Source organism: Paraburkholderia diazotrophica, assembly GCF_038900755.1.
GTDB classification, from domain to species: domain Bacteria; phylum Pseudomonadota; class Gammaproteobacteria; order Burkholderiales; family Burkholderiaceae; genus Paraburkholderia; species Paraburkholderia diazotrophica_A.
Genome location: NZ_JBBPEN010000016.1, coordinates 20141 through 36483, shown reverse-complemented (window position 1 = coordinate 36483; position 16343 = coordinate 20141). Strand labels below are relative to the sequence as shown.

General features: G+C 62.9%; 13 protein-coding genes. 10 read left to right on the top strand and 3 right to left on the bottom strand.

Annotated elements, in window-relative coordinates; all coding sequences use genetic code 11:
* Nucleotides 1–37: 37 nt before the first annotated feature.
* The 9 genes from AABE10_RS31970 to AABE10_RS31930 all read left to right on the top strand — a co-directional run bounded on the left by AABE10_RS31970 (nt 38) and on the right by AABE10_RS31930 (nt 13994).
* Nucleotides 38–1633, top strand: coding sequence for a sugar ABC transporter ATP-binding protein (locus AABE10_RS31970; protein ID WP_342937105.1), 1596 nt, complete (start codon nt 38–40; stop codon nt 1631–1633).
* Complete coding sequence (locus tag AABE10_RS31965) at nt 1630–2727, top strand: ABC transporter permease (protein WP_342937104.1); 1098 nt, start codon at nt 1630–1632, stop codon at nt 2725–2727. The genes AABE10_RS31970 and AABE10_RS31965 overlap by 4 nt, the downstream gene beginning before the upstream one ends.
* Before the next feature lie 121 nt (nt 2728–2848).
* Nucleotides 2849–3880 (top strand): LacI family DNA-binding transcriptional regulator, encoded by a 1032-nt coding sequence (locus tag AABE10_RS31960; protein ID WP_342937103.1) that lies wholly within the window; start codon nt 2849–2851, stop codon nt 3878–3880.
* Nucleotides 3881–3948: 68 nt separating this feature from the next.
* Nucleotides 3949–4878: a ribokinase gene (rbsK, locus tag AABE10_RS31955; protein WP_342937102.1), complete on the top strand. Its 930-nt coding sequence runs from the start codon at nt 3949–3951 to the stop codon at nt 4876–4878.
* Nucleotides 4879–5514: 636 nt separating this feature from the next.
* A complete protein-coding gene (locus tag AABE10_RS31950; protein ID WP_342937101.1) occupies nt 5515–6276 on the top strand; it encodes a hydratase in 762 nt (253 codons plus the stop codon).
* Nucleotides 6277–7241: 965 nt separating this feature from the next.
* Nucleotides 7242–9164 (top strand): PrkA family serine protein kinase, encoded by a 1923-nt coding sequence (locus tag AABE10_RS31945; RefSeq protein ID WP_087735276.1) that lies wholly within the window; start codon nt 7242–7244, stop codon nt 9162–9164.
* A 141-nt stretch (nt 9165–9305) separates the two neighbouring features.
* Nucleotides 9306–10577, top strand: a complete 1272-nt coding sequence (locus AABE10_RS31940) for a YeaH/YhbH family protein (protein WP_342937100.1) — start codon at nt 9306–9308, stop codon at nt 10575–10577.
* Nucleotides 10574–12310, top strand: coding sequence for a SpoVR family protein (locus AABE10_RS31935; RefSeq protein WP_342937099.1), 1737 nt, complete (start codon nt 10574–10576; stop codon nt 12308–12310). The genes AABE10_RS31940 and AABE10_RS31935 overlap by 4 nt, the downstream gene beginning before the upstream one ends.
* A 388-nt stretch (nt 12311–12698) precedes the next feature.
* On the top strand, nt 12699–13994 hold the full coding sequence (locus AABE10_RS31930; protein WP_342937098.1) for an MFS family transporter: 1296 nt from the start codon (nt 12699–12701) through the stop codon (nt 13992–13994).
* Between the two features lie 94 nt (nt 13995–14088).
* Here the strand turns inward: AABE10_RS31930 and AABE10_RS31925 are convergent, their stop codons facing one another.
* On the bottom strand, nt 14089–15066 hold the full coding sequence (locus tag AABE10_RS31925) for a glycosyltransferase family 2 protein (RefSeq protein WP_342937097.1): 978 nt from the start codon (nt 15064–15066) through the stop codon (nt 14089–14091).
* 235 nt (nt 15067–15301) lie between these two features.
* Complete coding sequence (locus AABE10_RS31920) at nt 15302–15487, bottom strand: hypothetical protein (protein WP_342937096.1); 186 nt, start codon at nt 15485–15487, stop codon at nt 15302–15304.
* Between the two features lie 120 nt (nt 15488–15607).
* Between AABE10_RS31920 and AABE10_RS31915 the strand changes: the two genes are divergently transcribed.
* Nucleotides 15608–15838 (top strand): hypothetical protein, encoded by a 231-nt coding sequence (locus AABE10_RS31915; RefSeq protein WP_342937095.1) that lies wholly within the window; start codon nt 15608–15610, stop codon nt 15836–15838.
* A gap of 54 nt (nt 15839–15892) precedes the next feature.
* On the opposite strand, the gene AABE10_RS31910 is transcribed toward AABE10_RS31915, so the two are convergent.
* Nucleotides 15893–16330 carry a hypothetical protein gene (locus AABE10_RS31910; RefSeq protein WP_342937172.1) on the bottom strand — a complete coding sequence of 146 codons (438 nt, stop codon included), beginning with the start codon at nt 16328–16330 and terminating at the stop codon, nt 15893–15895.
* Between the last annotated feature and the right edge of the window lie 13 nt (nt 16331–16343).

The window sequence follows — 16343 nt, the reverse complement described above, 5'->3', positions numbered from 1 at the left end:
TGCGGCGCTGAGCGGCGGCTACGAGATCTGGATCACGATGGCATCAACCGACCAAGACGCATTGCCTGCCGTACTGTCCGTCACGGGGATAGGGAAGACCTATGCCGAGCCCGTGCTGGCGGACGTCTCGCTGGCGTTGCACGCCGGGGAGGCGCTCGCGCTGACGGGCGAGAACGGCGCGGGCAAGAGCACGCTGTCGAAGATCATCGGCGGGCTCGTCGATCCGACGACGGGCTCGATGCAGCTTGCGGGCGAGCCGTACGCCCCCGCGAGCCGGACGGAAGCGGAAGCGCTCGGCATCCGCATGGTGATGCAGGAGCTGAATCTGCTGCCGACGCTGTCGGTTGCCGAGAACCTGTTCCTGAACCGGCTGCCCCGCGCGGGCAGACTCGGCTTCGGCTGGATCGATCGCCGCAAGCTGCGCGAGGACGCGCGCGAGGCGATGGCCCAGGTCGGACTCGAAGCGATCGACCCCGATACCCTCGTCGGCGAACTGGGCATCGGTCATCAGCAGATGGTCGAAATCGCGCGCAATCTGATCGGCGACTGCCGCGTGCTGATCCTCGACGAGCCGACGGCGATGCTGACGGCGCGCGAAGTCGATTTGCTGTTCGAGCAGATCGACCGGCTGAAGGCGCGCGGCGTCGCGCTCATCTACATCTCGCACCGGCTCGAAGAGTTGGCGCGCGTCGCCGAGCGCGTGGCCGTGCTGCGGGACGGCAGGCTGGTGCGCGTCGATGCGATGGCGAACCTGACGAGCGACCAGATCGTCACGCTGATGGTCGGCCGCGAGCTTGGCGAGCGCATCGATCTGGGCACGCGCAACATCGGCGCGACGCTGCTGAAGGTCGACGGGATGACCCGCGCGCCCGTCGTGCGCGACGTGTCGTTCGAGGTGAAGGCGGGCGAGATTTTCGGCGTGAGCGGCCTGATCGGCGCGGGCCGCACGGAACTGATGCGGCTCATCTACGGCGCGGACCAGAAGGATGCCGGCACCGTGTCGCTGGCCGCGACGCCGGGCGCGGCGCCGACGCCCGTGCAGATCGGCACGCCTTCCGACGCGGTGAAGCACGGCATCGCGCTGATTACGGAAGACCGCAAGGGCGAAGGGCTGCTGCTGCCGCAGCCGATTGCGGCGAACGTGTCGCTTGGCAATCTGCGCGGCGTCGCGCGGCATGGCATCGTCGACGCGAAGCGCGAGAACGCGCTCGCGAAGCGGCAGATCGACGCGATGCGCATCCGCACGTCGGGGCCGGCGCAGCTGGTCGGCGAGCTGTCGGGCGGCAATCAGCAGAAGGTGGTGATCGGCCGGTGGCTCGCGCGCGATTGCAAGGTGCTGCTGTTCGACGAACCGACGCGCGGCATCGATGTCGGCGCGAAGTTCGATATTTATGGATTGATGGGCGCGCTCGCCCGCGAAGGCCGCGCGCTCGTGGTCGTGTCGAGCGACCTGCGCGAGCTGATGCTGATCTGCGACCGGATCGGCGTGATGTCGGCGGGGCGCATGACGGGTGTATTCAGGCGGGACGAGTGGACGCAGGATGGGCTGCTCGCCGCGGCATTCGCCGGCTATCGCAATCGCGAAGCCCTGTTGCACCCGCATGAGGTGCACGAAGGAGAGACTCAGTCATGACCGATCAACGGATCACGGGAGGCGCGGGCAAGGAACCGGCGGCCGCGCCCGCCGGCGTGACGGCGACGGCCGCTCATGCCGCCGATCATGCCGCCGCTCAAGCAGCCGATCATGCAGCCGATCCCTCGGCGCCGCTCGCGAGCGGCAAGCCGGCGGGCACGCGCCTGGGCTTTTCGAACTACCTCGGGCTCGTCGGCGCGCTGGTCGCGATGATCGCGCTGTTCTCGGTGCTGAGCTCGCACTTTTTGACGTTCGAGACGTTCGTCACCATCGCGAACCAGATCCCCGATCTCGTCGTGATGTCGGTCGGGATGACGTTCGTGCTGATCATCGCGGGCATCGATCTGTCCGTCGGCTCGGTGCTGGCGCTGGGGGCGTCGGTCGTGAGCGTCGCGTCGCTCAAGTGGCAGCTCGGCCCGATCGTGGCGGCCGCGCTCGGCCTCGCCGCGGCGGCGCTGACGGGCACGATCACGGGCGCCGTGACGGTCGGCTGGCGAATTCCGTCGTTCATCGTGTCGCTCGGCGTGCTCGAAGCGGCGCGCGGCCTCGCGTATCAGATGACGAACTCGCGCACCGCGTATATCGGCGACGCGTTCGATTTCCTGTCGAACCCGATCGCCGTCGGTATCTCGCCGGCGTTCCTGATCGCGGTGGCCGTGATGATCGTCGCGCAGCTGGTGCTGACGCGCACGGTGTTCGGCCGCTATCTGGTCGGCATTGGCACGAACGAGGAAGCCGTACGGCTTGCGGGCGTGAACCCGAAGCCGTACAAGGTGATCGTGTTCGCGCTGATGGGCGCGCTGTCGGGGCTCGCGGCGCTGTTCCAGATTTCGCGTCTCGAAGCGGCCGACCCGAATGCGGGCGCGGGGCTGGAACTGCAGGTAATCGCGGCTGTCGTGATCGGCGGAACGAGTCTGATGGGCGGGCGCGGTTCCGTCATCAGCACGTTCTTTGGCGTGTTGATCATATCGGTGCTCGCGGCGGGCCTCGCGCAGATCGGCGCGAACGAACCGACCAAGCGCATCATTACGGGTGCTGTGATCGTGATCGCGGTTGTGCTGGATACGTACCGCAGCCGTCGCAAGCGTAATTGAAAGCGGGGCGGCCGCCGTGGCGCGGGACGGCGGCCGCGCTGGGAATAACTTAACGAGAGCACCGCGGATGCAGCATGAGCTGCATTGGCCAGCAGTAAGAACAGGCAAGGGGTTTTAGTTTATGGCGACGATCAAGGATGTGGCGGCCATCGCCGGCGTGTCATTCACTACGGTGTCGCATGTCGTGAACAATACGCGGCCGGTGTCCGCGGACGTGCGCTCGAAAGTCGAACTGGCGATCCGCCAGCTCAACTACGTGCCGTCCGCAGTCGCGCGGTCGCTCAAGGCGCGCTCGACGGCGACGATCGGGCTCGTGGTGCCCAACAGCACCAATCCGTACTTCGCGGAGCTGGCGCGCGGCATCGAGGACGGTTGCGCGCGCAATGGCTACTGCGTGTTCTTCTGCAACTCGGACGACGATCCGGCGAAGCAGCGCAGCTATCTGCGCGTGTTGCAGGAAAAGCGCATCGACGGGCTGATCGTCGCGTCGGCGGGCGACGATGCGACGCTTGCGACGACGCTCGCCGATTCGCGCGAGCCGCTCGTGATCGTCGACCGGAATATCGAAGGGGTGTCCGCCGATCTGGTCCAGATCGATCACGAGAAGGGCGCCTATCTGGCGACGCGGCACCTGCTGCAACTGGGGCATTCGAAGATCGGCTGCATCACGGGCCCGATTGAAACGGCCGTCAGCGCGATGCGCGTGCACGGCTTCATTCGCGCGATGGCCGAGCGCGGCATCGAGATCGCGCCGAACGGCATCGTCGAGAGCGACTTTTCGGGCAGCGGCGGCTACCGCGCGGCGGGCCAGCTGTTCGACACCGTGCAGCCGACGGCGATCTTCGCGTGCAACGACATGATGGGCATCGGTGCGCTGCGCGCGGCGGCCGAGCGCGGCCTGCGCGTGCCTCAGGACTGCTCGGTCATCGGTTTCGACGACATCGAGCTGGGGCGCTTCACCTATCCGGCGCTGTCGACGGTCGGCCAGTCGGTGCGCGCGCTCGGCGAAATGGCGGCGCAGACGCTGATCGAGCGGATCAACGGCACGGCAGCGGATTCGACGTTCCGCCGCCGCGTGATCGCGCCTCGCCTGATCCTGCGCGAGTCGACGGCCGCGTTTGCGGGAGCGCGGCGCAATATCAAGGCAGCGTGACGCTGCTGGACGAGAGAGAGCGGCCGCGCCGGTCATGCGCGCCGACAGGCAAGACGATGGAGGCAGTTGTGGCAACGAATGACGCGCGCGGGCACGTGACCGTGGTCGGCAGTCTGAACATGGATCTCGTCGCGCGCGCGCCGCGCATGCCGCAGCCGGGCGAGACGCTCGCCGGCCATGCGTTCGCGCAGGTCCCGGGCGGCAAGGGCGGCAACCAGGCGGTGGCCGCCGCGCGTCTGGGCGCGCAGGTGGCGATGCTCGGCTGCATCGGCGCTGACGCAAACGGCGCGCAGTTGCGCGCGGGCCTCGAAGCGGAGGGCATCGACTGTACGGCGCTCGAAACGAGCGCGACCGCGCCGACGGGTGTCGCGCTCATCATCGTCGATGATGGCAGCCAGAATGCGATCGTCATCATTGCGGGCAGCAACGGCGAAGTGACACCCGATACCGTCGCGCGCCACGAAGCGGCGCTGGCGCGCGCGCAGGTCGTGATCTGCCAGCTGGAGACGCCGCCCGCGACCGTTCATGCGGCGCTCTGCGCTGCGCGCCGGCTCGGCAAGACCGTCATCCTGAATCCGGCGCCCGCCGTGGGCCCGTTGCCCGCCGACTGGCTGCCGCTTATCGACTATCTGATTCCGAACGAGCTCGAAGCGGCGACGCTGACGGGTCTGCCCGTTTCGTCGCCGGAAGAAGCGATGCTGGCCGCCGATGCATTGCGCAACGCGGGCGCGCGCAACGTGATCGTGACGATCGGCGCGCAGGGCGTGGTGGCCGCGACGAGCGGCGAGCCGCCCCGGCATTTCGACGCGCCGCGCGTGCGGGCCGTCGATACGACCGCGGCGGGCGATACCTTCATCGGCGGCTTTGCCGCGCAACTGGCGCGAGGGGCGAGCGTGGCGGACGCGATCCGCTTCGCGCAGCGCGCCGCGTCGATTTCCGTCACGCGCGCAGGCGCGCAGCCATCGATTCCGACCCGCGCGGAAATCGAAGGGGCCTGAAGCGTTTCCTTCCTTTCCTTCCTGGACGCCTGTTATTTGTGGCGGGCCACGTGGCGGGCCGCCCCTGCCGTTCTTCCCCGGCGCTTGTAACAATTACAGGCGGACGACGGCCACAGGGTTCGTCAGGCGACGGGGCGCTTCGGCGCTTCCGCGTATGAACAGGACATCGGCAGGACAGGGCCCGGCCTGCTCCAAACACGTGCCCGACGCACCAAAAGCGGGCTTGAAAATGCCGGTTTGAAGCACCACAGCCTTCACTGTGTGGTACGGGCGACAGTGACGAACGCCTGAATGAAGTCCGCCGTTCGCGCACAACTGCATGCGCGCGCGGCCGTTGCGCGATGCCGGATGCCGCGAGATAGCCATCTTCGCGTTTCCGACCACTCGATCCGACTCAGCACGCCAATGTTCCGGTACATTGACGGACGGACGGACGGACGGACGAACGAACGAACGAACGAACGCGGCGGCGAAGTGCCGTTGTACTCATGCCGCATCACAGCACGCGCGAGCCGTATGAAGGGACGGCTTCACGCGCCTGTTCGCCGCGAGACGCCATCGCTTGCTGCAATCGCATTGCCGTTGCATCAGCCCACGTCAGATCAGGACAGTCCAGGAAGCCAAAAGGGAAACGACATGACGGATCACGACCTCGCGCAACGCCTCGTCGATGCGCGCCGCCAGCACCGCGCAATCGACACGCTCCCGCTCGACACCCTCCCGCCCGACGCCGCGACAGCCTATGCGATCCAGCAGGCGGTCATCGCGGGGCTGGGCGGTTCGACGGGCGCCTGGAAAATCGGTGCCAAAGCTCCGGGCGGTCCGGCCTCGGGCGCGCCGATTCCTGCGGCGCTGACGGTCGCCTCGCCCGCGCGCCTCGAACACGGCTCGTTTTTCCGCGTGCTGCTCGAACTGGAAATCGCGTTTCGCTTCGCGGAGCCCATCGAGCCGCACGGCGAGACCTATGCACGCGATGAAGTGCTGGCGCGCGTCGGCTCGGTGCTGCCCGCGATCGAAATTGTCGACAGCCGCTTCGCCGAGTGGCCGAACGTCGCGCTGCTCGCCCAGCTCGCCGATGCGCAGAACAATGGCGCGCTGGTGACGGGCCATGCGCAGCCGTACGCGTCGCTCGCGCGCGCGTTCGACTTCGTATCGCCCGAACTCGAGCTGACGTTTGACGGCAAGTCGCTCGTGCCCGAATCGACGGGTAATCCCGCCGGCGACCCGCGCGAACTGCTCGTGTGGTTCGTCAACCACTGCGCCGCCATGGGTATCACCATCGAGCCCGAATGGACGATCACGACAGGCTCGTATATCGGCGCGCATCGGGTCGATGGGCCGGGGCGCGTGTATGGTCATATCGACGGACTCGGCGAAGTAGAAGTCGAACTGACGTAAACCACCTCCTAACCCCCTTAAGTACCTGAAGTCCAATACACGGCCCGATACGGCCGAATCAAGCGCCCCACCAGGCGTCGCGCTGCGGCGCCATCATCACACTGCATGCGCATGCGGCGGCCTGCACTGCCGTCGCATCCGCATGCATTCATTCGTCCCCACCGCTTCTTCCTCTGCGATTTGCGACAGCCTACCCACCAAGCGCATCGATAAAGGGCGAAAGGGCAAACACCTGGCTACATCTACCTATTCAGATGCGCGTCGCGTGCGCCGTCCTATGGGCATGGCGTCAAAAGACAGACGGCGCGCGTCACGCCGGTTCATGCGTGCCTGTACATAGGCCCTATTGCGTTGAACGATTTGGCGCACGCGCGGACGAACGGCAGGAATGCGCGCTCGCGCACATGCAAAACATGTAACACAGCGGATGAGCTGTCGTCGCAACCATCCATGCGTGCGTTATGGCAGAAAGAGCAGAAGGCGCGGAACGGTTGGCAATGTGTCCCTGCGCAGCGGTTGTTGATTGCAATGAAGCAGATGAAGCAGATGAGGCAGGCCATATGCACTGGCTCGCATGCACTGCAGACACGCGCGAGACGAAGTAATGTGTCGCATTAGTGTGGTCAGGCAGACAGCGTGCTACACGGGTGTTTGCGAAGGTGCGGAAAAGTGCAGAACGCCACGCGATGCCGCGTGCAAACGATGCATGTGAAGGACAGCGTGGGGAAGGAACGCAAGATGCAATGCAGCAGCGCTGGCGAAGATTTTCGCGAGGTGTGGGCAATGATTGTAGGTGAGCGAATTTGCGTCATCAAGCGAGTGGGGCTGAGCGCTAGCTGTGGCGCGATTTTCACAACGTAGTTCGTGAAAAAAAATTTAAAAGGGTTTAGGATGAATTCGAGCGATGTCGTTTCCTGATAGCGCGCCGCGCACGACATCGTCCCAGACTTCGGCGAGGAGGTAGCATGGATATCTACAGCAGTTTCGCGACCCGCTTCGAGAAAACGCGAGAGGAGGAATTCTCGCTCGAGGAGTATCTCGCGCTCTGCAAAGACAATCCCGCCGCGTACGCCACCGCTGGCGAACGCATGCTGTCGGCAATAGGAGAACCTGAGCAGATCGACACACGCAACGATCCGCGTCTCTCGCGTATCTTCGCGAACAAGGTCATCAAGGTATACCCCGCATTCCGTGAGTTCTACGGAATGGAAGATGTAATCGAGCAGGTGGTCGCCTACTTCAGGCATGCCGCCCAGGGGCTCGAAGAAAAGAAGCAGATTCTTTATCTGTTGGGCCCGGTCGGCGGCGGCAAGTCGTCGATTGCCGAGCGGCTCAAGCAGCTGATGGAACGCGTGCCGTTCTATGCGATCAAGGGCTCGCCCGTCAACGAATCGCCTTTGGGCCTGTTCGACTATGACGAGGACGGTCCCATCCTCGAAGAGCAATACGGCATACCGCGACGCTACCTGAAGAGCATTCTGAGTCCGTGGGCGGTCAAGCGTCTGCACGAGTACAACGGCGACATCCGCAAGTTCCGCGTAGTGCGGCGCTATCCGTCGGTGTTGCGGCAGATCGCGATCGCGAAGACCGAGCCGGGCGACGAAAACAATCAGGACATTTCGTCCCTCGTCGGCAAGGTCGATATCCGCAAGCTCGAGCAGTATGCGCAAGACGATGCGGACGCCTACAGCTATTCCGGCGGCCTGTGTCTCGCAAACCAGGGCCTGCTCGAATTCGTCGAAATGTTCAAGGCGCCTATCAAGGTGCTGCACCCGTTGCTTACTGCAACACAGGAAGGCAATTTCAAGGGCACGGAAGGCTTCGGCGCGATTCCGTTCGACGGCATCATCCTCGCGCACTCGAACGAGTCGGAGTGGAAAGCGTTCCGCAACAACCGCAACAACGAAGCATTGCTCGACCGTATCTTCGTCGTGAAGGTGCCGTACTGTCTGCGCTACTCGGAAGAGATGAAGATCTACGAGAAGCTGCTGCGCAATTCGTCGCTGGCCAATGCCGTGTGCGCGCCCGGCACGCTGAAGATGATGGCGCAGTTCTCGGTGCTCACGCGCTTGCAGGAGCCGGAGAATTCGAGCCTCTTTTCGAAGATGCAGGTGTATGACGGCGAGAACCTGAAAGACACCGATCCGAAGGCGAAGTCGTATCAGGAGTATCGCGACTTTGCAGGCGTCGACGAAGGGATGACGGGCGTGTCCACGCGCTTCGCGTTCAAGATCATGTCGCGCGTGTTCAACTTCGATACGACGGAAGTCGCGGCGAACCCGGTGCACCTGATGTACGTGCTCGAACAGCAGATCGAGCGCGAGCAGTTCCCGCCGGAAACCGAACAGAAGTTCCTGTCGTTCATCAAGGACGTGCTCGCGTCGCGCTATGCGGAATTCATTGGCAAGGAGATTCAGACCGCGTATCTGGAGTCGTATTCCGAGTACGGGCAGAACATTTTCGATCGCTATGTGACGTACGCCGACTTCTGGATTCAGGACCAGGAGTTCCGCGACCACGACACAGGCGAGAGCTTCGACCGCGCGGCGCTGAATGCCGAACTGGAGAAGATCGAAAAGCCTGCCGGCATCAGCAACCCGAAGGACTTCCGCAACGAGATCGTGAATTTCGTGTTGCGCGCGCGTGCTGCGAACGGGGGCAAGAATCCCGCGTGGATCAGCTATGAAAAGCTGCGCGTCGTGATCGAAAAGAAAATGTTCTCGAATACGGAAGAACTTCTCCCCGTCATCTCGTTCAATGCGAAAGGGTCGGCGGAGGAACAGCGCAAGCACGAGGACTTCGTCAACCGGATGGTCACCAAGGGCTATACGCCGAAGCAGGTGCGGCTCTTGTGCGATTGGTATCTGCGTGTGCGCAAGTCGTCATGAAACGCGTAGCGCAAAGCCCGCGCGAACGGGTTCGCTTCACCCGGTTGGCGCGGGCCTCCTGCGAGGCGCAAGTCGCATGGACATAACATTGCATGCGCAACTTGCGCCCCGCGTATTCCAAATCGGAGCGGGAGACCGGATGTGCTTCATCAAATCATCGACCGCAGGCTGGCAGGCAAGAACAAGAGCATTGCAAACCGCGAACGCTTTCTGCGTCGCGTGAAGGGATATATTCGTCGCGCAGTGTCCGAAGCGGTGCGCGACAGAAGTATCAAGGACATTCAGAACACCCAGAGCATCACGATTCCGCGCAAGGACATCGCCGAGCCGTCGTTCCGGCACGGGCCGGGCGGCAGGCGCGAAATGGTGCACCCGGGTAACGCCGACTACATACGCGGCGACAAGATACCCCGCCCGCAAGGGGGCGGCGGCAGTGGCGGAGGCGGCAGCGCGAGCAACGAAGGCGAAGGGCAGGACGATTTCGTTTTCGAACTCAGCCGCGAAGAATTCATGCAGTACTTCTTCGACGACCTCGAATTGCCGCGTCTCGTCAAAACGCATCTGCTCGCGGTGCCGACGTGGAAGAGCATCCGCGCGGGCTGGGCGGCGGAGGGCACGCCGAACAACATCGACGTCGTGCGGTCGTTGCGCAGCGCACTCGGCCGGCGCATCGCGCTGGGCGCGCCGCTCGTCAACGAATTGCATGAACTCGAAAAGCAGCTCGAAGAGATGAAGGCGGACCCCGCCGACCGTCGCGAAGAGATCAAGCTGCTCGAAGAGGACATCCACCATTTGCGCGGCCGCATCTGGCGCATTCCGTTTATCGACCCGTTCGATCTGCGTTACGTGAACCGCGTGAAGCAGCCGCAACCGTCGAGTCAGGCCGTGATGTTTTGTCTGATGGATGTGTCCGGTTCGATGGACGAGCAGCGCAAGGATCTCGCGAAGCGCTTCTTTATCCTGCTGTATCTGTTCCTCAAGCGGAACTACGAGAAGATCGAAGTCGTGTTCATCCGGCACCACACGCGCGCGGAAGAAGTCGACGAAGACACGTTCTTCCATTCGACGGAAAGCGGCGGCACGGTCGTATCGAGTGCGCTGGAACTGATGCAGAAGATCCTCGACGAACGCTACTCGCCGACTGAATGGAACATTTATGGCGCGCAGGCTTCGGACGGCGACAACTGGACCGACGACTCGCCGAAATGCCGCAAGATCCTCTCGGATGACATTCTCGATAAGGTGCGGTATTTTGCGTACATTCAGGTAACGCCTGAAGAGCAGAACCTGTGGCTCGAATATGCGCAGCTTGCTCAAATGGTGCCGCATCTGGCCATGAAGAAGGTCGAGACGGCTGCGGATATCTATCCAGTGTTCCGAGAGCTGTTTGAGAAGCAGGTGGAAGCGGCATGACGACTCGCCACCTGCACAACGAGGCGCGCGGGTATCAGCCCGAGCGTCGTAAAGGCGTGCCGAAGCGAAGTGAGGCCGGGCATGCCGAGGCGAACACGGCGCACGTGAAGGATACGCGTGCGCCCGATGCCGGGGCAGGCGTAGCGCCTGACGCAGCTGCAGCACGAGGACCCACCGGGGCGCCCACCGAAGGGCAAAGGGAAGTCCGTATGAACGTTGCCGACAGAAGGCCATTGCCGTGTCCGTCCGACTGGACCTTCGAACTGATCGAAGAGTACGACACTCATATCGCGCATGTTGCGGAGCAATATGAACTCGATGTCTATCCGATCCAGCTCGAACTGATCAGCGCCGAACAGATGATGGACGCGTACGCGTCCGTCGGCATGCCGGTCAACTACCGGCACTGGTCATTCGGCAAGCACTTTCTCGCTACCGAAAAGAGCTACCGACGCGGCCAAATGGGCCTCGCGTATGAAATCGTCATCAACTCGAATCCATGCATTGCGTATCTGATGGAAGAGAACACGATGACGATGCAGGCACTCGTCATCGCGCACGCGGCCTATGGCCACAACTCTTTCTTCAAGGGCAACTATCTGTTCCGCTTGTGGACGGATGCGCACGCGATCATCGATTACCTCGTCTACGCGAAGAACTACATTGCGGAATGCGAGGAGCGTTATGGGCTCGACCGCGTCGAAGAACTGCTCGACTCGTGCCATGCGCTGATGAACTATGGCGTGGACCGCTACAAGCGTCCGCAGAAGCTGTCGTTGCAGAAAGAACTCGCAGCGCGCCGCGAACGCGAAGCGTATCTGCAGTCGCAGGTCAACGAATTGTGGCGCACGCTGCCGACGCGTCATACGCCCATGCCAGAAGAAGTCGAAGAGCGCTATCCGCCGGAGCCGCAGGAAAACCTGCTGTATTTCGCGGAAAAGAACGCGCCGCTGCTGGAGCCGTGGGAGCGCGAAGTCATCCGCATCGTGCGCAAGATCGGGCAGTACTTCTATCCGCAGCGTCAGACGCAGGTGATGAACGAAGGCTGGGCCACGTTCTGGCACTACACGCTGCTCAATACGCTGTACAACGAAGGCAAGCTGGAAGACGGCTTCATGATGGAGTTCCTCCATTCGCACAGCAACGTCGTTTATCAGCCGCCCGTCACGAAGCCGTACTACAGCGGCATCAATCCGTATGCGCTCGGCTTTTCGATGATGAGCGACATTCGCCGCATCTGCGAGAACCCGACAGAAGAGGACCGCAAGTGGTTCCCCGAACTTGCGGGCAGTCCGTGGTTGCCGGCAATGCATTACGCGATGCGCAACTTCAAGGACGAGAGCTTTATCGCGCAGTACCTGTCGCCGCATCTGATCCGCGAAATGCGGCTCTTCTCGGTACTCGACGACGACATGCGCGATGCGCTCGAAGTCTCCGCGATCCACGACGACAGCGGCTATCAATATGTGCGTCAGGCGCTGTCGCGTCAGTACGACATGCATCATCGCGAGCCGAACATCCAGGTGTATTCGGTGAATACGCGCGGCGACCGCAGTCTCACGCTGCGCCACTTCATGAGCGACAACCGGCATCTGTCGAACGACAGCGACGAAGTGCTCAAGCACATGGCGCGCTTGTGGCAGTTCGACGTGTACCTGGAAAGCGTCGACGAAAACGGGACGGTCAGAAAGCGCTACGAGTGCCGCTATACGGCGCCCACGATCCGGGTATGACCCTGTGGTGCGTTTGACGCGCCTTTAACACGCGCTTGAGGCGTGTTTGACGCATGTTGGATGCGCGTTTGACGGCCCCGCGCAGCAACCGTGATGAAAGCCAGCCTCCGGGCTGGCTTTTTTTTGTGCGCGCCCCGCGCAGCGCGCTCGCGCCCGCAGGCCGCGCCGCCACGCCATGCACAGAGCGCTTAAGATGCGCGTCCATGCGCCGTTATCCATGGATATCCGTTAAGATACCGACCGCGTCAAAGCTTACGTTTCTCTACAATCTCGCACGCGTGCTGAAACCTGGTTGCAACGCGACCGAAACCCGGTTGCAAACTGGCTTCAGCGCAATACAAGGCGGCGTCACGACCGCTAAAACCTATCAGAAGGGACCGACTCCAGCATGACCGACACGACCGTCTTCACTCCTGGCGACACCCGGCGACGCATCTTCGCAATCGTCGGCGCATCATCGGGCAACCTCGTCGAGTGGTTCGATTTCTACGTCTACTCGTTTTGCGCGCTGTACTTCGCGCCCGCGTTCTTTCCGAAGGGCGACACGACGGCGCAACTGCTGAACACGGCGGGCGTTTTTGCAGCGGGCTTCCTGATGCGCCCGATCGGCGGCTGGTTCTTCGGGCGTCTCGCTGACAAGCGCGGCCGGCGTTTCGCAATGATGGTGTCGGTGTTCATGATGTGCGGCGGCTCGCTCGTGATCGCCGTGGTGCCCACCTATGCGCAGATCGGCGCGCTCGCGCCGCTATTGCTGCTGGTTGCGCGTCTGTTCCAGGGCCTGTCCGTGGGCGGCGAGTACGGCACCAGCGCAACGTACATGAGCGAGGTCGCGCTGCAAGGGCGTCGCGGCTTTTTCGCGTCGTTCCAGTACGTAACGCTGATCGGCGGCCAGCTGTTCGCGCTGCTCGTGCTCGTGATCCTGCAACAGGTGCTGACGACGGAAGAGCTGAAGGCATGGGGCTGGCGGATCCCGTTCGTGGTCGGCGCGCTCTCGGCGCTGGTCGCGCTGTATCTGCGCCGCTCGCTCGACGAGACGACGACGGCGGAAATGCGTCAGCGCAAGGAAGCGGGCACGCTGCGCGGGATGTGGCAGCACAAGGGCGCGTTCTTCACCGTGCTCGGCTTCACGGCAGGTGGCTCGCTGATTTTCTACACGTTCACGACGTACATGCAGAAGTACCTGGTCAACACGGCGGGCATGCATGCAAAGACGGCGAGCAACGTGATGACGGCCGCGCTCTTCGTGTACATGGTGATGCAGCCGCTGTTCGGCGCATTGTCGGATCGTATCGGCCGCCGCAACTCGATGCTGCTGTTCGGCTTCTTCGCGACGATCGGCACGGTGCCGTTGCTGCATGCGCTGAAGGATGTGACGAGTCCCTTCGCGGCATTTGCGCTCGTCGTGACCGCGCTCGCCATCGTCAGCTTCTATACGTCGATCAGCGGCCTGATCAAGGCCGAAATGTTCCCGCCGGAAGTGCGCGCGCTCGGCGTCGGTCTGTCGTATGCAGTCGCGAATGCGATCTTTGGCGGCTCGGCGGAATACGTCGCGCTGTGGCTCAAGCAGGCGGGCAGTGAATCGTCGTTCTACTGGTACGTGACCGCTCTGTGCGCAATTGCGGGACTGGTGTCGTTCCGCATGCGCGATCCGTCGAAGGAAGGATATCTGCGCAACGAACCGTGATGCGCTCGCCCTGACCCGATGTGATGCAACAAGCGGCTTTGTTCGATGAACAGGGCCGTTTTACTTTTGCTGCGCTGTTTTTTCCGGCTGCGCTTTACGGAAACTTCGGCGCGGAAGGCGGCAGACCGCGCCATCTCATCGAGACGAACGCGCGCGCGATCAGCGACAGATGGTAGTAGAGCCGCGCATCGCGACCATACCCATACGCATACAGATGCCCGAGCGCGACGCGCAGCGCGGCCCAGGGCGCATCGTTCTTCGCATACAGCGATACGACGATAGGCGCGAGCCGTCGCAACGCGAGCTTGCGCGCCGGTTCGAGCGATGCATCGAGCGACAGCCCCGATACGAACTCGAAGGCCGTCAACGACGCGGCGAACGTCGAGCCGCGCGTGCTGCGCGAAATCGACGTGTCGGTCTTGCGGTAGTACGACACGTACCGATGCAGGTAATACACCTGCGATGCCGCCAGACAAAGCTCGGACCCGAACACGTAATCGCAGCACATGCCGACGTCGTCGCGATAGCCGATCCGCTTGACGAGATCGGCATTCGCCATCCATCCGTTGTTCGGGAACATCTGCACGAGCCCGGTGCGTCCGGGCTGCTGCTGCATGCCTTGCGCGGACGCGATGCGATGGAAATCCGCGTTGAGGGCATCGCTCTTCGACGGGTCGACGTGTCCTGGCGCGTCGACCTCGTACTGGTCCGCGAATGCGACTTCGAGTTGCGGATGCGACTGCCACAACGCCAGCAGACTTTCGATGCCGTCCTTCGCGAAGTAATCGTCGTCGTGAATCAACGAGATCTTGTCGCCGCTCGCGCGCGCGAAGAGGCTCGCTACATTGCGCGCCTGCCCGAGCGGCGGCTCGTTCCTCACGTAGCGGATGCGCGCATCGTGCGCATAACGCGCTTCGATCAGGCGTTGCGTGCGGGTGTCGCTGGAATCGTCGCCGATCAGGATCTCGACGTTCGTGTGCGTTTGAGCCAGGCATGAGTCGAGACACTCGACGATCAACGCCGGCCTGTTGCACGTCGGCACGCAAATGGAAACCTTGCTGGATGTCGTCATTGTTTTCCACCTCGCTCCAATGTGGTCGCAGCCAGCGCTTCACATGACGAAACCTTTCGCTGCTGCGAGCAAGGTAGATGAACGATGAAAAAAAATAACGAGAAATAATTCCGCCAAAAATGCGTCCCTGTTGCAGGACAATGCGCGGATTGCACTGAAAAAAGCGGCTGCGCTGCGCCGCGCGCAGGCAGCCGTATTTTCTGCGGCGAACGGTTTCCGCCGCTCGCTTTTTGCGTCAGCCGACGGAGGGCTCGCCTTCGCCCGGCTTCTTGCCCGGACGATCTGCTGGCGAGCGCTTGCGGGCCTCGTCGTCGCGCTCGGGCATCTTGCTCTTTTCGTTATCGCTGTGGACAGGGTGCTTCGGATGTTGGACGTCGCTGCCCGGACTCGTAGTCGCCGTGCGCTGCTTTTCGTTGCTCATGAGACGCTCCCTTTGACAATAACCGCTTTCCCTCAAGCAATTGCCGCTCCCGTCCCGCCGTTGCTAGACTCTTTCGCGAGGGCGCCCCATCAAGAACAGCCTGACCAGCGGAGGCAACACATGAGCAAGATCGCATTCCAGGATTTCGAACGGCAAGTCACGCAACGCCACGTGATTCGAGGGCACGTGTACGAAAACGCAGCCGCGCTCGTCGATCGCGCGAATGCGTGGATTGCCGAGCACAACATCGATGTGATCAACGTCGAAAGCCTGTCGACGTTCGGCTCCGGCGATGATACAAGCGTGAGCCACTGGTATTCGGGGATTCGCGTCTGGTATCGCACGCAATAGCGCGCAATAGTTCGCGATAGCGCGGCCGCGTGATCGTGCCGCGCGGATGCCGCGCTACTTGCCCGACACGATCAGTTTCAGCCTGCTCGCGCCTGCGGGCATCGCGGTGATCTGCGTGCGCGCGTCGCGTGGGCCGATGTAGAAGTGTTGGCGTGCCGGCGAGTTCACGTCGTGCGTCGCGTCGGGCAGGCACGACGCGATGTCCGCGGCGACGGCCTGCAAGGCCGCCGTGCTCGATCCCGCGCCTCCCGTCGGTGTCCACATGCATTCGTAAGCGCTTTTTGTCGCGCCGCATTGCGCGTCGTTGCCGTATGGTTGTGCGACGCCTTTGCCGTCGTCGGGCGTCAGTTGCGAGAATCCCGTCGGCGCGGCTGCGACGATGCGCTTGAGCGCGGCGCAGGGGTTGGGCGCATCGTCGGCGCGAGAGGCTAGTGGGGTCAACGCCGTCGACGCGATGACTGCGATCGCGCTGATTCGACGAACCGCGGGCATTCGATGGTGGTGT